22 protein-coding genes are annotated in these 21715 nt (G+C 70.3%); 8 read left to right on the plus strand and 14 right to left on the minus strand.

Translation table 11 applies throughout. The features are described 5' to 3' along the window. Positions 1-7: 7 nt before the first annotated feature. The 5 genes from VFL99_RS14440 to VFL99_RS14460 all read right to left on the minus strand — a co-directional run bounded on the left by VFL99_RS14440 (position 8) and on the right by VFL99_RS14460 (position 5631). Entirely contained in the window at positions 8-817 is an 810-nt protein-coding gene (locus VFL99_RS14440) for an ABC transporter permease (protein ID WP_055479664.1), read from the minus strand. Beyond that, the gene (locus VFL99_RS14445; RefSeq protein ID WP_055479663.1) at positions 814-1680 is read right to left on the minus strand and encodes an ABC transporter permease; all 867 of its coding nucleotides are present in this window, start codon (positions 1678-1680) and stop codon (positions 814-816) included. Before VFL99_RS14445 ends, VFL99_RS14440 begins: the two co-directional genes overlap by 4 nt. Beyond that, the gene (locus tag VFL99_RS14450) at positions 1677-2936 is read right to left on the minus strand and encodes a polyamine ABC transporter substrate-binding protein (RefSeq protein WP_055479662.1); all 1260 of its coding nucleotides are present in this window, start codon (positions 2934-2936) and stop codon (positions 1677-1679) included. The genes VFL99_RS14445 and VFL99_RS14450 overlap by 4 nt, the downstream gene beginning before the upstream one ends. 62 nt (positions 2937-2998) lie before the next feature. After that, the gene (locus tag VFL99_RS14455; protein ID WP_055479661.1) at positions 2999-4147 is read right to left on the minus strand and encodes an ABC transporter ATP-binding protein; all 1149 of its coding nucleotides are present in this window, start codon (positions 4145-4147) and stop codon (positions 2999-3001) included. Positions 4148-4194: 47 nt separating this feature from the next. Beyond that, positions 4195-5631 (minus strand): gamma-aminobutyraldehyde dehydrogenase, encoded by a 1437-nt coding sequence (locus tag VFL99_RS14460; protein WP_055479660.1) that lies wholly within the window; start codon positions 5629-5631, stop codon positions 4195-4197. A gap of 240 nt (positions 5632-5871) precedes the next feature. Between VFL99_RS14460 and VFL99_RS14465 the strand changes: the two genes are divergently transcribed. After that, positions 5872-6360 (plus strand): Lrp/AsnC family transcriptional regulator, encoded by a 489-nt coding sequence (locus tag VFL99_RS14465; RefSeq protein WP_062414781.1) that lies wholly within the window; start codon positions 5872-5874, stop codon positions 6358-6360. 74 nt (positions 6361-6434) lie between these two features. Next, positions 6435-7184, plus strand: a complete 750-nt coding sequence (locus VFL99_RS14470) for a type 1 glutamine amidotransferase (protein WP_325107067.1) — start codon at positions 6435-6437, stop codon at positions 7182-7184. Between the two features lie 21 nt (positions 7185-7205). Here VFL99_RS14470 and VFL99_RS14475 read toward each other — a convergent pair whose 3' ends face one another. Further along, positions 7206-7997 carry a cyclase family protein gene (locus tag VFL99_RS14475; RefSeq protein WP_325107068.1) on the minus strand — a complete coding sequence of 264 codons (792 nt, stop codon included), beginning with the start codon at positions 7995-7997 and terminating at the stop codon, positions 7206-7208. Positions 7998-8044: 47 nt separating this feature from the next. Here VFL99_RS14475 and VFL99_RS14480 point away from each other — a divergent pair, with 47 nt between their 5' ends. Continuing rightward, the gene (locus VFL99_RS14480) at positions 8045-8800 is read left to right on the plus strand and encodes an ABC transporter ATP-binding protein (protein WP_055479747.1); all 756 of its coding nucleotides are present in this window, start codon (positions 8045-8047) and stop codon (positions 8798-8800) included. Continuing rightward, positions 8797-9459, plus strand: a complete 663-nt coding sequence (locus tag VFL99_RS14485; RefSeq protein ID WP_055479657.1) for a hypothetical protein — start codon at positions 8797-8799, stop codon at positions 9457-9459. Before VFL99_RS14480 ends, VFL99_RS14485 begins: the two co-directional genes overlap by 4 nt. Before the next feature lie 3 nt (positions 9460-9462). Here VFL99_RS14485 and rlmN read toward each other — a convergent pair whose 3' ends face one another. Further along, positions 9463-10608 (minus strand): dual-specificity RNA methyltransferase RlmN, encoded by a 1146-nt coding sequence (gene rlmN / locus VFL99_RS14490; protein WP_083502014.1) that lies wholly within the window; start codon positions 10606-10608, stop codon positions 9463-9465. A 111-nt stretch (positions 10609-10719) separates the two neighbouring features. Between rlmN and VFL99_RS14495 the strand changes: the two genes are divergently transcribed. Further along, positions 10720-11748, plus strand: coding sequence for a suppressor of fused domain protein (locus VFL99_RS14495; RefSeq protein WP_325107069.1), 1029 nt, complete (start codon positions 10720-10722; stop codon positions 11746-11748). Positions 11749-11778: 30 nt separating this feature from the next. Here the strand turns inward: VFL99_RS14495 and VFL99_RS14500 are convergent, their stop codons facing one another. From VFL99_RS14500 to VFL99_RS14525, 6 genes are all read right to left on the minus strand, one after another. Next, complete coding sequence (locus VFL99_RS14500) at positions 11779-12684, minus strand: phosphatidate cytidylyltransferase (RefSeq protein WP_325107070.1); 906 nt, start codon at positions 12682-12684, stop codon at positions 11779-11781. 128 nt (positions 12685-12812) lie between these two features. Continuing rightward, positions 12813-13370, minus strand: coding sequence for a ribosome recycling factor (frr, locus tag VFL99_RS14505; RefSeq protein WP_062414778.1), 558 nt, complete (start codon positions 13368-13370; stop codon positions 12813-12815). 9 nt (positions 13371-13379) lie between these two features. Beyond that, positions 13380-14078, minus strand: a complete 699-nt coding sequence (pyrH, locus tag VFL99_RS14510; RefSeq protein ID WP_235558133.1) for a UMP kinase — start codon at positions 14076-14078, stop codon at positions 13380-13382. 123 nt (positions 14079-14201) lie between these two features. Next, on the minus strand, positions 14202-15035 hold the full coding sequence (gene tsf, locus VFL99_RS14515) for a translation elongation factor Ts (RefSeq protein WP_055479654.1): 834 nt from the start codon (positions 15033-15035) through the stop codon (positions 14202-14204). Positions 15036-15179: 144 nt separating this feature from the next. Beyond that, the gene (gene rpsB, locus VFL99_RS14520; RefSeq protein ID WP_055479653.1) at positions 15180-16079 is read right to left on the minus strand and encodes a 30S ribosomal protein S2; all 900 of its coding nucleotides are present in this window, start codon (positions 16077-16079) and stop codon (positions 15180-15182) included. A gap of 261 nt (positions 16080-16340) precedes the next feature. After that, the gene (locus tag VFL99_RS14525; RefSeq protein WP_325107071.1) at positions 16341-16994 is read right to left on the minus strand and encodes an ArsR/SmtB family transcription factor; all 654 of its coding nucleotides are present in this window, start codon (positions 16992-16994) and stop codon (positions 16341-16343) included. Between the two features lie 72 nt (positions 16995-17066). On the opposite strand from VFL99_RS14525, the gene VFL99_RS14530 reads away from it, so the two are divergent. Further along, positions 17067-18398: an MFS transporter gene (locus VFL99_RS14530; RefSeq protein ID WP_325107072.1), complete on the plus strand. Its 1332-nt coding sequence runs from the start codon at positions 17067-17069 to the stop codon at positions 18396-18398. Here VFL99_RS14530 and VFL99_RS14535 read toward each other — a convergent pair. Next, positions 18286-19662 carry a CoA transferase gene (locus VFL99_RS14535; RefSeq protein ID WP_325107073.1) on the minus strand — a complete coding sequence of 459 codons (1377 nt, stop codon included), beginning with the start codon at positions 19660-19662 and terminating at the stop codon, positions 18286-18288. The two genes, VFL99_RS14530 and VFL99_RS14535, sit on opposite strands and share 113 nt — an antisense overlap. A 118-nt stretch (positions 19663-19780) precedes the next feature. Between VFL99_RS14535 and VFL99_RS14540 the strand changes: the two genes are divergently transcribed. Then, positions 19781-20134, plus strand: a complete 354-nt coding sequence (locus VFL99_RS14540) for a YraN family protein (RefSeq protein WP_055479651.1) — start codon at positions 19781-19783, stop codon at positions 20132-20134. A 1-nt stretch (position 20135) separates the two neighbouring features. Next, positions 20136-21698: a YifB family Mg chelatase-like AAA ATPase gene (locus tag VFL99_RS14545; protein WP_062414775.1), complete on the plus strand. Its 1563-nt coding sequence runs from the start codon at positions 20136-20138 to the stop codon at positions 21696-21698. Positions 21699-21715 lie beyond the last annotated feature (17 nt).

Here is a 21715-nt window from a genome sequence, read left to right on the forward strand (position 1 = left end):
CGCGGAATCAGCCGCGACGGCGGGCCATCAGGGCGTTGACCACGGCGATCAGCACGCCACCCGCGAAGATCAGCGTGCCCATGATGTTGACCTGGGGCGGAATGCCCACCCGCGTGGAGCCCCAGATCCACAGCGGGAACGTCACCGTCCCGCCTGCGGTGAAGTTGGTGATCACGAAGTCGTCGATGGACAGCGCGAAGGCCAGCATCGACCCGGCCAGCACACCCGGGAAGATCATTGGCAGGGTGACCAGGCGGAACGTGGTCCAGGTGCCCGCGCCGAGGTCCCTGGCCGCCTCCTCGAGCGAGCGGTCCAGCGTCATCACCCGGGCCCGGACCGTCACCGCGACGAACGAGATCGAGAACATCACGTGCGAGATCATGATCGTCCAGAACCCCAGCGGCACGGCGAGCGTGACGAACAGCGACAGCAGCGAGGCGCCCATCACGATCTCGGCACAGGCGATGGCGGCGAACATGACGACGTTCGTCGTACCGGACCCGCGGAAGCGGTAGCGGCCCAGCGCCAGCCCGATGAGCGAGCCGAGCACGCCGGCGACGACCATCGTCAGCAGCGCGATGAGCAGCGAGTTCACCAGCGCCTCGGTCAGGTCGCCGATCTCGAACAGCTTGCCGTACCACTTGAGCGTGAAACCCTGCCAGGCGGTGTTGTAGCGGCCCTGGGTGTCGTTGAACCCGAACAGGATCATCACGGCGATCGGCAGGAGCAGCCAGGCGATCACCAGCCAGGTGAAGATCTGCAGCCCGCGACCGCCCAGCAGCGGTCTGCGTCCGGCCGCACGGCCTCGCAGGCTCATCGGGCCGCCACCTCCAGCACGTCCTCGGTGCCCAGCGCCCTGGCGTAGGCGAAGATGCCGACCAGCAGCAGCGCCATGAGCGTGAACGACAGCGCCGAGGCCGTCGGATAGTCCTGGGTGATCAGGTACTGGTTCTGGATGACGTTGCCGATCATCGTGGTGTTCGTCCCGCCGAGCACCGAGGCGTTGACGTAGTCCGACGTGGCCGGCACGAACGTCATGAGCACACCGGCGAACACACCGGGCAGCGACAGCGGCAGCACCACGCGCAGGAACGTCTGGAACCGGCTCGCGTACAGGTCCTGCGCCGCCTCCAGGACCCGCGGGTCGATCCGTTCGAGCGCCACGTACATCGGCAGCACCATGAACGGCAGGAAGTTGTACGCGAGGCCGCCGATCACGGCGTACGGCGTGGCCAGCACCCGGAAGTCCTCCGGCAGCAGCCCGATGCCCTTGAGCGGGCCGAGCAGCATGCCGTTGTCCGACAGCAGGAACTGCCAGGAGATCGTCCGCAGCACGAACGACACCAGGAAGGGCAGCAGCAGCAGGAACAGGTAGACCGACTTGCGCCTGCCGCCCTTGAACGCGATCCAGTACGCCACCGGGAAGCCGATGACGATCTGGATCACGGTCGAGGACAGCCCGTAGATCACCGAACGGATGATCTGGTCGTGGTAGTTCGTCAGCCCGTCGACATAGGAGTGCCAGTTCCAGGTGAAGGCATAGCCGTCCTCCACGCTGCCCGACTGCAGCGAGAGCGACAGCATGACCACCATCGGGACGACGAAGAAGATCGCGAGCCAGATGCCGCCGGGAAAGATCAGCGCGTACGGCGTGAGCGCCGTCCTGAGCCGCCTGCTCATGAGGTGGTGATGGGCTGGAAGACGCTCTCGAACTTCTTGTGCTCCTCACTGTTGGCGAAGGTCACATAGGTTCGCAGCTTGGCGTAGTCGTCCTCGCTCGGGAACACCAGCGGGCTGCCGGCGATCATGTCGAGCGTCTTCTTGTCCTCCCCGGTCGCCTTCGCGGCCTTCTCGACGATGATGTCCTTGGCAGCGGGCACCGGGGTCACGTAGTTGATGTACTCGGCCAGGCTCGCCGCGATGGCGGGCTCGTAGAAGAAGTCGATCATCATGATCGCGTCGACCGGGTTGACGGCCGTCTTCGGGATCATGAAGTTGTCGGTCCAGATGGTGGCGCCCTCGTCCGGGATCACGAACTTCAGGTCGGTGCCGTCGGAGAGGTTCTTCTGGAAGATGTCGCCCGACCACGCCTGGGTGATCCAGATGTCGCCCTTGGCCAGCGGATCGATGTACGACTGGTCGTAATATTTCCGGACGATCCCGGAGTCGCGCTGCTCCTTGAGCTTCTCGGCCGCCTTCTCCCAGTCGGCCTGCGTGGACTTGGCCGGGTCGATGCCGAGCAGGAACATCGCGAAGTTCGCGATCTCCTGCGAGTCGGCCATCATGCCGACCTTGCCCTTGTACTTGGGATCCCAGAGTGCGGAGTAGCTCGTCGGCGGCGTGTCCACGTACTTCGGGTTGTACGCGATGCCGGTCATCCCGGAGGCGTACGGGACGGTGAACACGTTGCCCGGGTCGAAGGACTGGCTCTTGTACCGCTCGCCGACGTTCTTGGCGAAGTTGGGCAGCTGAGCGTGATCCAGCGGCACCAGGTAACCCAGCTTGATCAGCTGGGTGAGCTGGACGCTGTTGGTGACGATCATCACGTCGTAGCCGATGGACTGCCCGGCGGCGAGCTGCGGCTGGATCTTGGCGTACCAGCTCGTGGTCTCCTGGATGGCCTCCTTGTAGTTCACCGTGATCCCGGTCCGCTCGGTGAACTCCTTGAGCTCGGGCAGCTTGGGATCCATGTAGAGCGGCCAGTTGACGAAGTCGACGTGGCCGTTCTTCGTCTTGCCTGACCAGTACTTGTCCACCTCGGACTCCACCTGAGCCGAGGAGGTCGGCTGCGCCACGCTCTTGCCCTGCACACCGCACGCGGCGAGGGCGAGCCCGGCGGCAGACAGGCCGCTCAGGCGCAGGGCGTCGCGGCGGCCGAGGCGCCGTCCGGTCATGCCGCGGAGGAAGGCGAGATCCTGCCTGGAGGGGTCGTTCATGGGGTTGCGCTCCGGGGGAGTTGCTGTGCCTGCTCTGGGGAACCGCGCGGTGATCGGTGTGGTCACCTCAGCGCGTAGGAGTGCCGGGGCTGCCAGGAGAGCCAGACCGTGTCGCCTCGCCCGGCCGTGATGGTGCTGTCGTGCGCGTTCTGCTGGAACACGGTGATGTCGGCTCCGTCGGCGAGCACGACCGTGTAGCTGTTGTAGGTCCCGAGGTACACGACCTCCGCCACCGTGCCGCGCACGATGCTCAGATCGCCCGCCGGCTGCTCCGTCGAGATCGTGATCTTCTCGGGCCGTACGGTGAGGTCCACCGTGTCGCCCACGCCCGCCGTGCCGTCGGCCGGGACCATGATCTGGTCGCCGGCTCCGAACGAGAGCACCGCCGTCGCGCCGGTCACCTGCCGTACCGTGCCGCTGAGCAGGTTGGAGGTGCCGATGAACCCCGCGACGAACTTGGTCGCCGGCCTCTCATAGATCTCGCGCGGGTCGGCCAGCTGCTCCACGAGCCCGTCGTTCATCACGGCGATGCGGTCGCTCATCGTGAGCGCCTCGCTCTGGTCGTGGGTGACGTAGACGAACGTGATGCCCACGTCGCGCTGGATGCGCTTGAGCTCGATCTGCATGGCCTGGCGCAGCTTCAGGTCGAGCGCGCCGAGCGGCTCGTCGAGGAGCAGCGCCCGGGGCCGGTTGACCAGCGCGCGGGCGAGCGCGACGCGCTGCTGCTGGCCGCCGGACATCTCCCTGGGACGGCGCTTCTCCCGGCCGACCAGGTCCACCACTTCCAGGATGTCGCCGACGCGGCGCTTGATCTCGTCGGCGGGGACCTTCTTGCGCTTGAGCCCGAAGGCCACGTTCTCCCACACGCTCATGTGCGGGAACAGCGCGTACGACTGGAAGACCATGTTCACGTCGCGCCGGTTCGGCGGCACGTTGGTCACGTCCTCGCCGCGCAGCCGGACGCTCCCCCGGGTGGGCTCCTCGAACCCGGCGATCATCCGCATCGTCGTGGTCTTGCCGCAGCCGGACGGACCGAGGAGGGAGAAGAACTCGCCTTCGGCGATGGAGAGGCTGACGCCCTTCACGGCCTGAACGACCTCTCCGTGTGACACGTACTCCTTGACGACGCTGTCGAGTTCGATGGCGGGCACGTCGGCTGATACGGGGGCGGCCGCGACGACCGCCCCCGTGCCCGCCTGGATGTCTGTCATTCCAGGCTTATTCCTCTTTGTCGATAGGCCGTACGGCCGAACGTGGCCTATTCGCCGATGTAGTGCATGACGTGCTTGACGCGCGTGTAGTCATGCAGTCCGAAGACCGAAAGGTCCTTTCCGTAACCGGAGTGCTTGAAGCCGCCGTGCGGCATCTCGGACACGAACGGGAGGTGGGCGTTGACCCACACCACGCCGAAGTCCAGCCGCTTGGACATGCGCATGGCCCGGCCGTGGTCGGAGGTCCACACCGAGCCGGACAGTCCGTACCGCACGCCGTTCGCCTTGGCCAGCGCGTCCGCCTCGTCGGTGAACGTCTGGATCGTGATGACCGGGCCGAAGATCTCGTCCTGGATCATCTCGTCGTCCTGGCGGAGGCCGTCGACGACGGTCGGCGCGAAGAAGAACCCCTTCTCGCCGATCCGGTGGCCGCCGGTCAGGACCTTCGCGTGGTCGGGCTTGCGCGCGAAGAATCCCTCCACCCTGGCGAGCTGGGCGGCGTTGTTGAGCGGGCCGAAGTAGGCGTCCTCGTCGTCCAGGCCGCCCACCTTGGTCGCGGCCGCCGCCTCGGCGAGCGCGGCGGCGAGCTCGTCGTGGATGCTCTCCTGGACGAGCACCCGGCAGCCGGCGGTGCAGTCCTGGCCGGCGTTATAGAGACCGGCCTCGGCGATCGCCGCCGCCACGGCCCCGATGTCCTTGACGTCATCGAACACCACGACCGGCGCCTTGCCGCCGAGCTCCAGGTGGACGCGCTTGAGATCGTCGGCCGCCGACCTGGCGACCGCCATGCCCGCGCCGACCGAGCCCGTGATCGCGACCATGTCGGCGCTCGGGTGGCCGACGACCAGCGCACCGGTCTCGCGGTCCCCGGTGACGACGTTGAAGACGCCCGCCGGGAGGATGTCGCCGACGATCTCGGCGAGCTTGAGCGTGGAGGCGGGAGTGGTGTCGGACGGCTTGAGCACGATCGTGTTGCCGGCCGCGAGCGCGGGAGCGATCTTCCAGACCGCCATCATCATCGGGTAGTTCCACGGCGTGACCTGACCGATGACGCCGATCGGCTCGTGCCGGATCATGGACGTGTGGTCGGCGAGGAACTCTCCGGCGGTCGGGCCCTCAAGGGTGCGGGCCGCCCCGGCGAAGAACCGGAAGTGGTCGGCGCCGACCGGCGTCTCGTCCTCGGCCATCCGGGCCCGAGGCTTGCCGGTGTTACGGCACTCCGCCTCATTGATCTCGTCGGCCCGCGCCTCGATCGCGTCGGCGATCTTCAGCAGCAGCGCGGACCGCTCACCCGGCGTCGTCTGGCCCCACGTCTCGAAGGCGGCGGTGGCGGCGGCGTAGGCCGCGTCGACGTCCTCTCGGCCCGACACCGGTGCCTGGGCGTAGACCTCGCCCGTCGTAGGGTCGACCACGTCGGAGAAGCGCCCGCTCACGGCGTCGACGAACTTCCCGTTCACGAAGTTCTGGAGACGGGTGGTCAACATTGACCTCCTGTTGCGGTGGCTGGAGTTGTCGCGACTCTGACAGAGAAAACAGACAACTACAAGGGAATCCGTGGCTAAGATACCAAATCGCTACGAATTCGATTGCCATGAGCAGCAGGGTTGACAACCTGTCGGAGCCTGATCACACGACGTCGGGAACTACCCTGTAACACGAGGTCACACCGGTGACAGCCCGTCTCCCGTCCCACTCCATCCCCCAGAGAGGACACCCCCCCGAGGATGACCAATCCGTCCAAGGTACGCACGCCCGGCAAGGGCGGGCCAGTGATGCTCGACGAGATCTCCAAGCAGATCATCGAGCAGCTTCAGACCGACGGGCGCAAGCCGTACGCCGCGATAGGCAAGGCCGTGGGGCTGTCGGAGGCCGCGGTACGCCAGCGGGTGCAGCGGCTGCTCGACCTCGGTGTGATGCAGATCGTCGCGGTCACCGATCCCCTGTCGCTCGGCTTCCCCCGGCAGGCGATGATCGGCATCAAGTGCGAGGGCGACCTGGACGCCGTCGCCGAGGAGCTCTCCTCGATAAAGGAGATCAACTATGTGGTGCTGACGGCCGGCTCGGTGGACCTCATCGTCGAGGTGGTCTGTGAGGGGGACAGCCACCTGCTGGAGATCCTCGGCAAGATCAGGGCTATCGGCAGCGTGCGGGCGACCGAGACGTTCGTCTACCTGAAACTGCACAAGCAGACCTACTCCTGGGGCACCCGTTAGATCGGGTTCCCCGCAGCTCCTGGGGCACCCGTCAGGCCGGGTTCCCCGAAGCCGATCAGTGAGGCGTACCGTCCGTGAACACTCCCGTGATCCTCATCGTCCAGCACGAGGACGGCGCCGGCCCCGGACTCATCGGCACGCGAATCGCGGCGGCCGGGGTCAGGCCGGATCTGCGCCAGCCGTGGCGGGGCGACCCGCTCCCACGCTCCCTTGAGGGGATCGACGGCCTTCTAGTCCTCGGCGGCGTCCCCGGCGTGGGCGACGTGGACAGGGCGCCCTGGCTGCCCTCGGTGGCCGATCTGCTCCGCCGGGCCGTACGCGCCGAGGTCCCCACGCTCGGCGTGTGCCTGGGCGGGCAGCTGCTCGCCCACGCCTGCGGCGGCGCCGTGGCCAGGGCCTCCGCTCCCCAGATCGGCCTGTTCCCGTTGACGGCCCGGCCGGCCGCAGCGCAGGACGCGCTGTTCGCCGGCCTGCCCGACGGAGCGCCGGCCGTCCAGTGGCACTACGACGAGATCACCGAGCTGCCGCCCGGGGCCGTTCCGCTGCTGTGCTGCCCCGACTTCCCCAACCAGGCGTTCCGGCTTGGCCCGGCGGCCTGGGGCGTGCAGTTCCATCCCGAGGTGCTGGTGGAGTCCGTCGAGCCGTGGGCCCGGGACGATTCCGGCAAATTGGCCGAACTGGGTCTGGACGTTCACGCCATGCTCACCGAGATCGCCGCTGCCGAGCCCGCCCTGCGCACGATTTGGGGCCGCATGGCCGACCGCTGGATCGACCTGGTCGTCCGCCGCGCCTCCGGCGGAGCGGAGACCGCGGCCTCGCCGTGAGCCGGTTCTCCTTCGGTGGCCCTACGGGGCCTCGGCGGTGACGCGGGCGACGGCGCGGATGGGGGCGCCGTCGGCCGAGCCGAGCCGGAGCGGCAGCAGGAAGACCTCGATCTCGTGGCCCGCGGTCTGGGCGGCCAGGAGGTCGTCGAGGCCGCGCAGGTTCTCCGCGATGACGGCGTGCGCCCCGCACAGGACGCGGTGGGCGGGAATCTCACCGGCCGGGGTGGGATCCACGCTCAGCGCGTCGATCCCGACCGTCATGGTCCCCGACCGTACGATCAGCTCGGCCGCCTCCGCGGTGAGCCACGGGTGCGCCAGATAGTGCTCGTCCCCCCAGTGGGCCGCCCAGCCGGTGGCGATCAGCAGGATCGTCCCCGGACGCGAACCCGCCGACGCCAGCGCCGGCGCCAGCGCCTCCGGCGTGATCGGCGCACGCGGCGGCAGGCCCCGCACGTCGGCGACGACCGCCGGGCCGACGAACCGGTCGAGGGGCAGGTCCGCCAGCGTGGGCAGGGCGTCGTCGATGTGGTACGGCGCGTCCACGTGGGTGCCCGACTGCGACCCGAGGTGCAGACGCAGGACGTTGACCCCCTCGGCCGCGACCGTCAGCGCCGGTTCGACCGCCACCTCGGGATCCCCGGGGTAGACCGGCATCCCGGTCGCCATCGGCACCGTCAGGTCGATCAGCATGTCGCCTCCCAGGGCGATGGAGCGCGTTCCGTCCAGGTTCTCGAGCGGCGTGGAGAACGTGTCGTCACCGATCTTCTCGCTCAACGCGCGCCGTGTCGCCATGATCACGGTCACCGCGACCATCGGAATACCCGACGGATGGGGAAATGTGGTTATAGGCTCCTGTGAACATGCGGGTCGCCAACCTCTCGTTCCGCTACGGGCGGCGGGATCCATGGGTGCTGTCCGGGGTGGAGCTGAACCTCGGCGGCGGAGACGTCGTCGAGATCACCGGGATCAACGGCACGGGCAAGTCCACTCTCCTGCGCCTGCTCGCGGGACTGCTCAGACCCGTCAGGGGCGTGATCGAGGATCGGCCGGCCGTGGTCGGATACGCCCCGGAACGCTTCCCGGCGGGGCAGCCGTTCACCGTCGCCGCCTATCTCCGGCACATGGCGGCCGTCCGCCGCGTCGATCCGCGATCCGTGGGGGAATGGGCGGAACGGCTCGGCATGGATCACCTGCTCGACCGGCGGCTGCCGGACCTGTCCAAGGGCAGCGCCCACAAGGTGGGCCTCGCCCAGGCGCTGCTGTGCCGGCCGGGGCTGCTCGTCCTCGACGAGCCCTTCGCCGGCCTGGACACGGCCACCCGGGCCGAGCTGCCGCGCGTCATCGGCGAGGTGGCGGCCGGGGGCGGCATCGTCGTCGTCAGCGACCACCAGGGCGACCTGCGCGCGCTGCCAGGAAGGCGGCGGCACGAGGTGCGCGACGGGGCCGTCCGCGAGGTCCCCGTCGTCGAGGAGCCCCCGGACGACCTGCTCGACGCCGCCGAGCCGGCCACGGTGCTCGAGGTCCGCGTGGCCGCGTCGAAGGCCGCCGACCTGGCCGAGCGCCTGCGGGCCGAAGGCCACGACGTCCGGACGGTCCGTACGGCGGTGGGCCGATGATCGCCCTGGTCCGGTTCCGGCTCGCCGCCTACGCGCGCTCCCACAGGGCCGTCCAGCCCCTCATCGGGCTGCTCCCGCTGCTGGCGATCCTCTACGCGACGCCGGTCCCCCCGGGCGCCGAACTGGGGGCGGCGGCCGACTCGGCCGCCATCCTCGTCCCGGTGTTCGCCTGGGCCGCCCGCGGGCTTCTCGACAGCGAGCCGGACGAGCAGCGGATGATCTCTCGTACGGCCGTCGGCCGGTCAGAGGTGGCCGGCGGACTGCTGGCCGCCGGGGCGTACGACCTCGTGCTGGCCGCCGTCGCCATGACCACGCTGGTCCTGCGGCTGTCGGCCGCCCCGGGCCCGGCCGTGCTCGCCGCCGGCGCGTGCCTGCACCTGCTGTCGGTGATCGCGGGTGTGGCGCTCGGAGCGCTGACGAGCCGCCCGATCATCGCCTCCCCCGCGGTGTCGAGCATGACCCTGATCCTCGGTTACCTGGTCATGCTGCTCATCAGCATGTCGGGAATCCGCTGGCTCGGCGTCCCGCTCCTCACCTGGATGCGCGACGCACACCACGGCGTCCTGCTCGCCGGCCTGCCCCTGCTCACGGTGCAGTCGCTGCTGTGGCCCGCCCTCGGCCTGGCCGTCTACGCGCGCCTTCGCCTGACCCGCCCGTGACGGTCACGACGGGTTCGCGGCGGCGAGCTGGCCGCAGGCGCCGTCGATCTCCCGGCCGCGGGTGTCCCGTACGGTCACGGCGACGCCGTGCGACTCCAGCCTGCGGACGAAGGCCCGCTCGTCCTCCGGGCGGGAGGCCGTCCACTTCGACCCGGGCGTCGGGTTGAGCGGTATGAGGTTGACGTGCACGAGCTTGCCCTTGAGCAGGCGGCCCAGCAGGTCGGCGCGCCACTCCTGATCGTTGATGTCCTTGATCAACGCGTACTCGATGGAGACCCGGCGTCCGGTCGTCCGCGCGTACCGCCAGGCGGCGGCGAGCACCTCGGCCACCTTCCAGCGGGTGTTGATCGGCACGAGCGTGTCCCGCAGTTCGTCGTCGGGCGCGTGGAGGGACACGGCGAGCCTGACCGGCAGGCCCTCGCCCGCCAGCCTGTCGATGGCGGGCACCAGGCCGACGGTCGAGACCGTGACGCCCCTGGCGGAGATGCCGAGGCCGGCGGGCACGGGGTCGACGATGCGGCGGACCGCGCCGATGACGGCCTTGTAGTTGGCCAGCGGCTCGCCCATCCCCATGAAGACGATGTTGCCGACCCGGCCGGGGCCGCCGGGAACGTCGCCGCGTGCCAGCGACCTGGCCCCGGCCACGACCTGCTCGACGATCTCGGCGGTGGACATGTTCCTGGTGAGACCGGCCTGGCCGGTCGCGCAGAACGGGCAGTTCATCCCGCAGCCCGCCTGGGATGACACGCACATGGTGACCCGGTCGGGATAGCGCATGAGCACCGACTCGACGAGTGACCCGTCGAACAGCCGCCACAGGGTCTTGCGCGTCATGCCGCCGTCACAGGTGATCTCGCGTACGGACGTCAGCAGCGGCGGCATGAGCTGCTCGACCAGCCGCTCACGCAGCCCGCCCGGCAGGTCGGTCATCTGCTCGGGGGCGGCCGTGAGCCTGGCGAAGTAGTGCCGCGAGAGCTGATCGGCGCGGAACGGCTTCTCCCCCAGCTCGGCGACCGCCTCCCGGCGCTCGGCCATGCTCAGATCCGCCAGGTGACGCCGCGGCTTGGCCCGGCGGGGCGCGATGAGGGTCAGCCGGCCGGGCCGGTCCTGGCCGGTGGTCGGCTGCGTGGTGGTCGGCTGCTCGCTCACGCGGAAACCTTCCGATCTCGTGGTTGGCGGAACACGGTCTTAACGGCTGCAGCAACCGGGCTTACATTCGGTCTGACGGCCTGTTCGCGGAGGCGACCCGGAGGTTGACGGGTGGACATCACCACCGTGCTCACCAGCCCCAATCCATACCGGAGCCGCACTCTCACAGTCGAAACCGACCGGGAGTCGTCCGTAGCCTACCTGCGCGACGCGCGGGGCGCCGTACGCGGAGCGGTCTGGCTGGCCAACCACCGCCCGGCTCCGGACGCGGCCGACCCGGCCAGAACCGACGCCGGCCTGCCGCCCGTGCTGCCGGTGAACGCCACCGCTCGTCCGGCCGGCACCCCGCCGCTGGACGCGGCCGCGCTGTCCGTGCTCTGGTTCGAGGAGGGTGACGGCGTCGCCCTGTTCGAGAACGGCGAACTCCTGGCCGTCATTCCGAGCTGGGCGGACATGGACCGCGGCATGCCCGGTTACGCGCGGGACGCCGTGGGCGAGTCACCGTTCGCGTGGTCGCTGGCCGAGGCGATGGAAGGGCTGTCGACCCGCGTCGCCGAGGCGCGCGCCTACTGGCGGTGGCGGGAGACGGAGGGAAGCTGGGCCTCGTTCCAGCAGTTCGTGATGGGCCACCTGGACGGCAGGGTCGGCCCGCCGGGCCGCTACTGGGAGATCGGCGGCGGCGGTCTGCCCGTGATCGGCGTGACGGAACGCCCGGCCACGGCCGCACGCGACCACGCCGTCCTGTCGACGGTGGGGATGAGCTGCCAGCGGATGCCGGGAGCCGAGCTCTACGACACGGCCTGCCGGGTGGAGCTCGCCGTCGCGACGCGACGGGATCCGAGGGTGGTCACCCGGCTGTTCGCCTGGCTGGGCCGGTATCCCTGGCGATCGGTGACCTGGCTGGGGCACGGTCACACGGCCCGGTGGCGGGCCGACGCGTTCCCGATGGGCCTGGATTATCAGGGGGTCCTCATGCTCGCCGAGCCACCCGGATTTCCAGACATGTCAGGATTCGCGTTTGGGGGTGAACCGGTCCGCTGGCTGTGGCTGTTCCCGCTCACCGAGGCCGAACTCCGCTTCACCGCGGAGCAGGGGCACGAGGCGCTCGCCGCGCGCCTGGCCGTACGGCACCGCTGCTGACGGCGCCGGGGCTGACGGCGGGGCGAACGGTCATGGGCCGACGAGGAGCGTCAGCAGCAGCCAGACCGGGACGAGCGTGAACAGCAGGGAGTCGAGGCGGTCCATCGCTCCGCCGTGGCCGGGCAGCAGCGAGCTCATGTCCTTGATGCCGAGATCACGCTTGATCACCGACTCGACGAGATCCCCGAGGGTGGCGCAGACGACCACGACCGCGCCGAGGACCGCCCCCTGCCAGTAGCCGGAGTCGAGCCGGAAATGGACGAGTAACGCCCCGGCGACGACGCAGGCGAGCGCCGATCCGGCGAAGCCCTCCCACGTCTTCTTGGGGCTGATGAGCGGCGACATCCGGTGCTTGCCGAAGAAGATGCCGGCGAAATATCCCCCGATATCGCTGCAGACCGTCACGGCGATGAAGATGACGACCCGGTCGGCGCCGTCCTCCGGCTTCAGCAGCAGCGGCACGAACCCGGCGAACAGCGCCGGGTAGACCGCGACGAACATGCTCGCCGTCGCGTCCCTGACGAAGCCGTCGGCGCCCTGGAACATCCGCCAGATCAGCAGGACCATCGCGGTCACCGCGAACGCGCCGACGAGGAAGGGGACCCCGCCCCAGTACGGACCGACGACCATCGCCGCCATGCCGGCGAGCAGCGGCACCACCGGCACCCGGATGCCGTGGATCGCGAGCGCCTTGACCAGCTCGTGCACGCCGACGCCAACGGCGGCCAGGACGACGACCAGGAAGGCCGCCTTGACAATGTAGAGCGAGCCGATGACGACCACGCCGAGCACGACGCCGACCGCCACGGCGGCCGGCAGGTTCCGGCCCGTACGGCTCCCGCCCCCGGCGGCCGCGGCCGCTCCGGAGGCACCGCCGTCGCCGGCGGCCGACTTCCTGTCGGGCCCGTTCTCCGAGGTGGCGGCCGTTGCGTCCAAAACGTCCTACTCCCTATACGCGTGATCCTTGTGCCACGCCGCCGTCGCACGGCGCGGCACAAGGATCACGGTCGTACCGGTCCGTCGGCCCGGGTCGCGTCCGTCGCTCCCCGCCGCCGAGGTGTCGGTCAGACCTCGAGCAGCTCGGTTTCCTTGCCCTTCAGCAGCTCGTCGATCTTCGCGACGTGCCTGTGGGTGAGGTCGTCGAGCTCCTTCACCGCGCGGTGGACCTCGTCCTCACCGGCCTCGCCGTCCTTGACCATCTTGTCCAGGATGTCCTTGGCGTGACGGCGGATGTTCCGCACGGAGACCCGGGCGCCCTCCGCCTTGTTCCGGGCTATCTTGACGTACTCCTTGCGGCGCTCCTGCGACAGCTCGGGGAACACCACGCGGATGACCGCGCCGTCGTTGCCGGGGTTGACCCCGAGATCGCTGTCCCGGATGGCCTTCTCGATCGCGTTCAGCGAACCCTTGTCGTACGGCTGGACAAGGACCATCCGGGCCTCGGGGACGTGAAACGACGCGAGTTGCTGGATCGGAGTTGGCGACCCGTAGTAGTCCACGTTGATCTTGTTGAACATCGAGGGGGTGACGCGGCCGGTGCGGATACCCGAGAAATCCTCCTTGGCGACCGCCACCGCCTTTTCCATCTTCTCCTCCGCCTCGAGGAGGGTTTCGTCGATCACTGCGGCTCCCTATTTCCCTGCCGGACTCACCAGCGTGCCGATCTTCTCACCGCGAACCGCCCGCAGGATGTTGCCCTCGCCCATCAGATCGAAGACCACGATGGGCAGGCCGTTGTCCATGCACAGGCTGATCGCGGTGGCGTCCATGACCCCGAGACCTCGCGTCAGCACCTCACCGTACTCAAGCTGGTCGAACCGTACCGCATCGGGGTTCTTCCGCGGGTCCGCGTCGTAGACGCCGTCGACCTGCGTGCCCTTCAGCAGCGCCTCGGCGCCGATCTCCAGAGCCCGCTGCGCCGCACAGGTGTCGGTCGAGAAGAACGGCGATCCCAGCCCGGCGCCGAAGATGACCACTCGCCCCTTCTCCAGGTGCCGGATCGCCCTGCGCGGCAGGAACGGCTCGGCGACCTGCTGCATCGTTATCGCGGTCTGCACACGGGTGTCGATCCCGCGCTTCTCCAGGAAGTCCTGCAGAGCGAGGCAGTTTATGACGGTCCCGAGCATGCCCATGTAGTCGGCACGGGCACGGTCCATGCCCTGTTCGGACAGGGCGGCGCCGCGGAACATGTTGCCGCCGCCGACCACCACCGCCACCTGCACGCCCTCACGGACGGCCTCGGCGACGGAGTCGGCGAGCTGGGCGACGACGAGCGGGTCGATGCCGAGCGTGTCCCCCCCGGCGAACGCCTCTCCCGACAGCTTCAGCATCACCCGCTTCCAACGCAGCGGCCCGTCGTACGACGAAGCCGCCGGCGTGGCGGGTCTGATGTTTTCCTGCACGGCGGCGGCCTCCTCGAAATATCCCAGGGTCAACGGCTCTTGGCGGTAAGCCTAAGCCTGCCCCACCTTGTACCGGGTGAAGGCCAGAACCTTGACGCCGGCCTCGTCCGCGACCTTGGCGATCGTCTTCTTGTTGTCCTTCACGAACGCCTGCTCCAGCAGCGTGAAGTCCTTGTACCAGCCGTTGACGCGGCCCTCGACGATCTTCGCGATGGCCGGCTCGGGCTTGCCCTCCTCGCGGGTCATCTGCTCGAACAGCGACCGCTCCTTCTCGATCACCTCCGCCGGCACCTCGGCGGGGCTCAGGAACCTCGGCGCCATCGCGGCGGTGTGCTGCGCGATGTCCTTGGCCACCTCGGCGTTCGGCTGGTCGAGCTGGATCAGCACGCCGACCGCCGGCGGAAGCTGCGGGTCGGTCTTGTGCATGTACGACACGATGTACCCGCCGTCGAGCACGGAGAACCGGCGGATCTCGATCTTCTCGCCGAGCGTGGCGTTCGTCTCGTCGAGCAGCTCCTTGACGGTCTTGCCGTTCAGCTGGGACTCCAGCAGGGTCGGCACGTCTCCGGGCTTGGTCGCCAGGACATGGGCGACGATGTCGGCGGCGAGCTGCTGGAAGCGCTCGTTCTTGGCGACGAAGTCGGTCTCGCAGTTGATCTCCAGCAGCGCGGCCAGGGAGTCGCCCTCGTGCTTGACGGCCACCAGGCCGTTCGAGGCCGTGCGCGCCTCGCGCTTGCCGACGTCCTTGGCGCCCTTGAGACGCAGGATGTCGACGGCCTTGTCGAAGTCGCCAGCGGACTCCTCGAGCGCCTTCTTACAGTCCATCATGCCGGCGGCGGTCATCTCGCGAAGCCGCTTGACGTCGGCCATGTTCACGGAAGCCATTGTTCTGATTTCCTCTTCAGGACCAGGATGCGAATCGTCATGGGGGGCGGGCGCCCGCCGGTGTGTTCCAGCGGCCGGGCGCCCGCCCGATGAAGCGTGTCGCCGTTCCCGTACGGCTCGGCCGTACGGCGGCGGGAGCGTGCGTCAGGCCTGCTCGCCCTGAGCGTTCTGCGCGCTCTGGTCGGCCTGCTCCGCAGGCTGCTCGGCGGCCTGCTCGGCGGCGGGGGCCTCGCCGGCCTCGGCCGCTTCGGCGGCGGGGGCGGAGCCTTCGAGCAGCTCGCGCTCCCACTCGGCCAGCGGCTCCGCGACGGCGACACCGGCCGCCGGCTTCTCCTCACCGCGGGAGGCGCCGGCGCGGGTCATCAGTCCGTCGGCCACGGCGTCGGCGACCACACGGGTGAGGAGGCTGACGGCGCGGATCGCGTCGTCGTTACCCGGGATCGGGTAGTCGACCTCGTCGGGGTCGCAGTTGGTGTCCAGGATCGCGACGACCGGGATGCCGAGCTTCTTGGCCTCGTTGATCGCGATGTGCTCCTTCTTGGTGTCCACGACCCAGATCGCGCTCGGGACGCGGGCCATGTCGCGGATGCCGCCGAGGGTGCGCTCCAGCTTCTCCTTCTCGCGGCGGCGCATCAGGAGCTCCTTCTTCGTGAGCCCGGAGCCGGCCACGTTGTCGAAGTCGAGCTCCTCCAGCTCCTTGAGACGCTGGAGCCGCTTGTGCACGGTCGAGAAGTTGGTGAGCATGCCGCCCAGCCAGCGCTGGTTGACGTACGGCATGCCGACGCGCGACGCCTGCTCGGCGATAGCCTCCTGAGCCTGCTTCTTGGTGCCGATGAACATGATCGTGCCGCCGTGCGCGACGGTCTCCTTCACGAAGTCGTACGCGCGGTCGATGTACGACAGCGACATCCGCAGGTCGATCATGTAGATGCCGTTGCGCTCCGTGAGGATGAAGCGCTTCATCTTGGGGTTCCACCGGCGCGTCTGGTGGCCGAAGTGAACGCCGCTCTCAAGAAGCTGCCGCATGGTGACGACAGGGGCCATGGTGCTGTTCCTCCATGGTCGCGTGCCCTCGGGCACTGGCCTCGGTTGGTCACGCGGGCCCGTTGCCCGCGTCCTGACGCCCCGGGCCATCTTCACCGGGCGAGGTCGTGTTCTGGTGAACACGCCCCGGTCCGGACCGAGGAGACGGCCCCTGGTCGTGTCTCGCGCGATCTCGCGATCCGCGCGGACACTCCCGTGAACGGGCGTGCGAATTCGGCCCGCACAAGCAGGCCGTCGAACAGTCTATACGGATCCGCCTTATCAGGTGACGACCGCTTCGTCGGCACCGGCGGCACCGGCGGCTTCGCGGGCGTGCGGCGCGGCCCCGCGCGGCGCCCGCGGGAACAGTCGGAGGTGGACCTCCGCCAGCCGGGCCCCTGTGGGAGCGTCCTCGGCCGCGCGCTCGGTCACCCGGTACGGATGGATGAGCTCGTTGATCCGCTCGGCCAGCGCTCGCAGTTCCTCGGCGTCGACCAGCAGCACCGCATGGGTGAGCCAGGCCGCGGCCCGCCACTCGCGAGACTCCCGGTCAGACTGCGCCAGGTAGTCGGCCAGCCGCTGCGCCGCCGCGGCCAGAACGGTGTCGATCACGGCCCGCTGCGCCTGAACGACGTCTGGGCTCAGCTCACCCTCGGGGTCCTCGAACCCCCAGCCGCGCTGGAGCGCCCGCCACACCCGCTCCCTGCCGTCCCCTCTGGGCGGCGCATCCGCCACGAACCCGTGTTTGGCCAGCGTTCGGAGGTGATAGCTGCACGCGCTGGGTGACAACCCGGTGACCTGGGCGCACTCCGTGGCCGTCGCCGGCCCCTCGGTCTGCAGCCGGGTCAGGATGGCCAGCCGGGCGGGATGCGCCATCGCTCGCAGGACTCCGGTGTCGGTGACCCGCCGGTACTCCTCCGACCGAACGCTCGTCATATCACCCCACGCTACCCGGTTCCAAGATATGAAGCCTTTACTTCACAACTATGAAGCACTAGTTTCACAATTATGTCGATCCCCTCCGTTGAGACCTCCGCCTCTCCCGAGTCAGGCGGCCCCGTCCCGTTACGGCGCCAGCGGGACTACCGGCTGCTCTGGTCGGCCCGCGCGGTCTCGGAGACCGGCAGCGAAGTGGCCCGGCTCGCGCTACCGCTCACGGCGGCCACCGTGCTGGCCGCGTCTCCGATCGAGATGGGCCTGCTCACCGCCGCTTCGACGGTCCCGTTCCTGCTGGTCGGCCTCCCGTCGGGCGCGCTCGCCGACCGCGTGATCCGCCGCAGGCCGGTGATGGCGACGTGCGAGGTCGCCGCCGGCCTCGCCGTACTGTCCGTGCCCGCGGCCTGGCTGGGCGGGCTGTTGAGCATCCCCTGGCTGATCGCGGTCGCGCTGACCGTCGGTGTGTGCACGGTGCTGTTCCGTTCGTTCAACCTTCCCCACCTGACGTCCGTGGTGGCGCCGTCGCAGCGGACAGCGGCCCTGGCGGGTTTCCAGTCCGTGTTCGCCATCGCCCAGATGTGCGGACCGAGCCTGGGCGGCCTGCTCGTCGCCCTGCTGACCGCCCCGGTGGCCGTCGTGGTCAACGCGGTCACGTTCCTGGCGTCCGCCCTCTGTCTCAGCGGCATCCGCGCGCCGGAGCACAGGACGCGCAGCCGACGAAGGGGCATGCTCCGCGAGATCGGCGAGGGCATGAGCGCGCTGGTGAGGCACGGCACGCTGCGCGCGCTCTGCGCCACCGGGATGATCGTCAACTTGCTCGGCGCGGCCCAGCTCGCGCTCTTCGTGCTGTTCGCCGTACGCGTGCTGGGCCTTCCCGGCGCTCTGGTGGGTGTGGCCGCGACCGGGTTCGGCGTCGGCGGGCTGCTCGGCGCCGTGCTCGCATCCCGGCTGGCCCGCCGGTTCGGCGAGAACCGGGTGCTCCTCGGCTCGGTGCTGTTCTTTCCCGTCGGATTCGTCGCGACGGCGGCGGCCGGGGGCCCGGTCTGGCTCGTCGTATGCCAGCTCGGCGCGGCAGAGGTGGTCACGGGTGTGGCCATCGTCTGCTACAGCGTCTGCGCGAGCTCCGTGACGATGCGTGAGGCTCCCGCCGAGTTGCTCGGCCGGGTGAACGCCACGATCGGCTTCGCCACCCAGGGCGTGATGGCGCCGGGCAGCATGCTCGGCGGCCTGCTCGGAGCGTCAATCGGCCTCCGGCCCACGCTGTGGGTGTGCTCGATCGCCGCGCTCCTCGTCATCCCCTGCCTGTGGCTGTCGCCCATTCGGCGCGGTGCTCGCCCCGCCGCGGCGGGCTCGACCAGTGCGGCTCCGCTCCCTCGATCAGCCCCGGCGGCCGCACGTAGGTGAGGGCGCCGAAAGCGCTGGGCATGGTGGCCAGCAGTCCGTCGGCCGACGGCTGCGGAACTCCGGCGCCGTCGACCCTGCCGAGATCGTCGAGCCAGCCGGCCGTGCGCGCCAGGCCCACCTCGACGTGCCACGATCCGCCCTCGGCCCGGCGGCGCAGCAGCGCGGCGACCGCGCCGAAGGCGGCGAGGAAGCCGCTGCCGTGATCGAGCGCCTGGGCCGGCAGTGGAGCAGGCCGGGATCCGTCGCCGTTCTCGTGGGCGATTCCGCAGGCCATCTGGACCAGACTGTCGAAGCCCCGTCTGCCGCCCCAGAGACCGCGGGAGCCGTACGCGGAGATGTCGACGCAGACGATTCCCGGCCGCAGCGCCGCGAGATCGGCCGGCCCGAACCCCCTGGCCGCCAGTGCCCCAGGCCGGTACGCCTGAATGACCACGTCGGCCTCCCGGACGAGGTCGCGCAGTGTCTCGGGCTCCGAGCGGAGATCGATGTGGCACGACCGCTTGCCGAACGCCGTCTCGACGACGAGCCCGGGCACCTCGGGCAGATGGGCGGCGCCGACCCGCAGCACCTCCGCCCCGTGAGCGGCGAGCGTGCGGGCGGCCACCGGCCCGGCGATCACCCGGGTCAGGTCGAGGACGCGCACCCCGCTCAGCGGCCGCTCCCCCTTCGGCGGTTCGTCTCGTCCGGACGGCCCGGCCGCACCCGAGGCGCCGGGCAGGCGGGTGAGCGCGACCAGGGGCCGCTCCGCGACCACGCGCGCCTGCGGGTGCGCGAGCCATTCGGCCCGGCTGCGCATCGCGGCCGCGCCCCCGCCCTCGCGGGTCACCGCCTCCTCGACGTCGAGGGCCGTACGGCTCTCGCAGGCGCGTGCGACGTCCTCCACGGTCGCCCCGGCCGGCAACTCCAGTGCCCGGAGCGCGGCGTCCCGATGGTGTGCGAAGTTGCAGTGCAGCCTGACCCAGCCGTCCCGGGTGCGATGGTCGCCCGACAGGGGCGCCCAGACATCGAGGTGCTCGCCGTCGACCTGGAAGTGTCGCTCGCTCTGGAAGGCCACCGCCGCGTGCCGCATATCGACGAGCACCTCCGGCGGATCGGCGGGCCTCCAGTAGGCGGCCACGGCGGCGGTCGCCGCGCCCACGCACACGGTGGCGGCCGTGCCGACCCGGAAGACGGACGGCAGCACCGGGTCCGCGCCGGTCACGCGGACGTCCGGCAGGGCGACCCCGACTCCCTCGCCGAGTTCCCGGATGAGCTCCCCGATCATGCCCGTCGCCCCCTCCCCCACTTGACCGCGATTCTCCGCGGGGAGTTGTCCACAGAACGCCGTTCGGCCCATCGAGGGTAGCCCTCGGTCGGCGACCGTCGGGGCCGGAGGTGGTCACATGGCCGCGAAAGATCGACTGGGCAGACGCGGCGAGCAGCTCGCCGCGGACTTCCTCGAGGCGGGGGGCATGCGGATTCTCGCCCGCAACTGGCGATGCTCGCAGGGTGAGATCGACATCCTCGCCAGGGACGGCGACACGCTGGTCGTCGTGGAGGTGAAGACCCGCTCCGGCCGCAGCCACGGCACCGCGTTCGAGGCGGTCACCCTCGAGAAGCTGCGGCGTCTGCGGCGCCTGGCGGGCCGGTGGCTGGCCGGGCGGTCCGAGACGTTCGGCGCGATCCGGGTCGACGTGGTCGCGCTGGAGCGGTTCGCCGGCGACTTCGCCGTACGCCACGAGCGCGGAGTGATCTGACATGGCCGTGGCGAGGACCCGGTGCGTCGCGCTGGTGGGCGTCACCGGCCGGATGGTCGAGGTCGAGGCCGACGTGGGGCCCGGAGTCGCGGGCACGCACTTCATCGGCCTCCTCGACACCGCGACCAGCGAGGCACGCGGGCGGGTGCGCTCGGCTTTGATCAACAGTCGCTTCGCCTGGCCCGACACACGGATCACGGTCAGCCTGTTCCCGGCGAGCCTGCCCAAGCGGGGCTCGATCTTCGATCTGGCCATCGCCGTCGCCGTGCTGGGCGCGGCCGGTGCCGTCCCCGCGCACCGCATCGCGGATCCGCTGTTCCTCGGCGAGCTGGGGCTCGACGGCAGGGTGCGGCCGATCAGGGGCGTGCTGCCCGCCGTGCTGGCGGCGGCGGAGGCGGGAATCGGCACGGTCGTCGTGCCCGCGTGCAACGCCGCCGAAGCGGCCCTCGTGCCCGGCCTCACCGTGCTCCCCGTCGCCCGCCTCGGCGAGCTCGTGCGGTGGCTGCGCACCGGCGACCTGAACCGCCTGCCGATCGCCGCCGGACCGCCCGTGCCGCCCACCGGGGCCGCCGATGCCGGGTCCACGACGAGCGGGCCGGAGAGCACGCCGGACCTGCGGGACGTGGCCGGTCAGCCGCTCGCGCGCAGGGCTCTGGAGGTGTGCGCGGCCGGTGGGCACAACCTCTGGATGGTCGGCCCGCCGGGCACAGGAAAGACCATGCTGGCCGAGCGGCTGCCGACCCTGCTGCCCCCGCTCGGCCGCGAAGAGGCCCTGCAGGCGTCGGCGATCCAATCGGTGGCGGGGACGCTCCCGGCCGGTCGGCCGCTGCTCACCCGGCCTCCGTTCGTGGCTCCGCATCACAGCGCGACGGTGGCCTCGATCGTGGGCGGCGGCAGCGGCGGGACGGTGCGTCCCGGCGCGGTGTCGCTCGCGCACCGGGGGGTGCTGTTCCTGGACGAAGCCCCCGAGTTCGCCGCCTCCGTGCTCGAGTCTCTGCGTCAGCCGCTCGAGTCCGGCACGGTGACGATCGCGCGGGCGAGCGGGACGATCACCTTTCCCGCTCGCTTCATGCTCGTCCTCGCGGCCAACCCGTGCCCCTGCGGCCGTCCGGGGACGTCGCGGGAACCCTGCCGGTGCACGCCGGGCGCCCGGCGGCGCTATCTGGCGCGGCTGTCCGGCCCGCTGCTCGACCGGATCGACGTGAAGGTGCGGGTCGGCCGGGCCACCCGGGCCGAACTGCTGGCGGACCGGCACTTCACCGAGTCGACCGAGGTCGTGGCACAGCGGGTCCTGCTCGCGAGGGAACGCGCCGCCCGGCGGCTGGCGGGGACGCCCTGGCGTGCGAACGCCGAGGTGCCGTCCGCCGCCCTGCACGACGAGTTCCGCCTGCCGAGCGAGGCCCTCGCCCCGCTGCATCGTGGCCTCGACCTCGGCACGCTCGGCGCGCGTGGGCTCGACCGAGTGCTCCGCCTGTCCTGGACCCTGGCCGACCTCGCGGACCGGGAGATCCCCGGCGAGCAGGAGACGTCCGGGGCGCTGGCGATGTGGCTGGGGGTGGACTGATGGGGGGACGTGAACCG

The sequence above is a fragment of the Segeticoccus sp. genome, assembly GCF_035708005.1.

Coding starts and splice junctions, on each gene's coding strand:
- VFL99_RS14440 (WP_055479664.1), bottom strand. CDS start 817: ATGAGCCTGCGAGGCCGTGCGGCCGGACGCAGACCGCTGCTGGGCGGT.
- VFL99_RS14445 (WP_055479663.1), bottom strand. CDS start 1,680: ATGAGCAGGCGGCTCAGGACGGCGCTCACGCCGTACGCGCTGATCTTT.
- VFL99_RS14450 (WP_055479662.1), bottom strand. CDS start 2,936: ATGAACGACCCCTCCAGGCAGGATCTCGCCTTCCTCCGCGGCATGACC.
- VFL99_RS14455 (WP_055479661.1), bottom strand. CDS start 4,147: ATGACAGACATCCAGGCGGGCACGGGGGCGGTCGTCGCGGCCGCCCCC.
- VFL99_RS14460 (WP_055479660.1), bottom strand. CDS start 5,631: ATGTTGACCACCCGTCTCCAGAACTTCGTGAACGGGAAGTTCGTCGAC.
- VFL99_RS14465 (WP_062414781.1), top strand. CDS start 5,872: ATGACCAATCCGTCCAAGGTACGCACGCCCGGCAAGGGCGGGCCAGTG.
- VFL99_RS14475 (WP_325107068.1), bottom strand. CDS start 7,997: ATGGTCGCGGTGACCGTGATCATGGCGACACGGCGCGCGTTGAGCGAG.
- VFL99_RS14480 (WP_055479747.1), top strand. CDS start 8,045: ATGCGGGTCGCCAACCTCTCGTTCCGCTACGGGCGGCGGGATCCATGG.
- VFL99_RS14485 (WP_055479657.1), top strand. CDS start 8,797: ATGATCGCCCTGGTCCGGTTCCGGCTCGCCGCCTACGCGCGCTCCCAC.
- pyrH (WP_235558133.1), bottom strand. CDS start 14,078: ATGCTGAAGCTGTCGGGAGAGGCGTTCGCCGGGGGGGACACGCTCGGC.
- tsf (WP_055479654.1), bottom strand. CDS start 15,035: ATGGCTTCCGTGAACATGGCCGACGTCAAGCGGCTTCGCGAGATGACC.
- rpsB (WP_055479653.1), bottom strand. CDS start 16,079: ATGGCCCCTGTCGTCACCATGCGGCAGCTTCTTGAGAGCGGCGTTCAC.
- VFL99_RS14525 (WP_325107071.1), bottom strand. CDS start 16,994: ATGACGAGCGTTCGGTCGGAGGAGTACCGGCGGGTCACCGACACCGGA.
- VFL99_RS14530 (WP_325107072.1), top strand. CDS start 17,067: ATGTCGATCCCCTCCGTTGAGACCTCCGCCTCTCCCGAGTCAGGCGGC.
- VFL99_RS14535 (WP_325107073.1), bottom strand. CDS start 19,662: ATGATCGGGGAGCTCATCCGGGAACTCGGCGAGGGAGTCGGGGTCGCC.
- VFL99_RS14540 (WP_055479651.1), top strand. CDS start 19,781: ATGGCCGCGAAAGATCGACTGGGCAGACGCGGCGAGCAGCTCGCCGCG.
- VFL99_RS14545 (WP_062414775.1), top strand. CDS start 20,136: ATGGCCGTGGCGAGGACCCGGTGCGTCGCGCTGGTGGGCGTCACCGGC.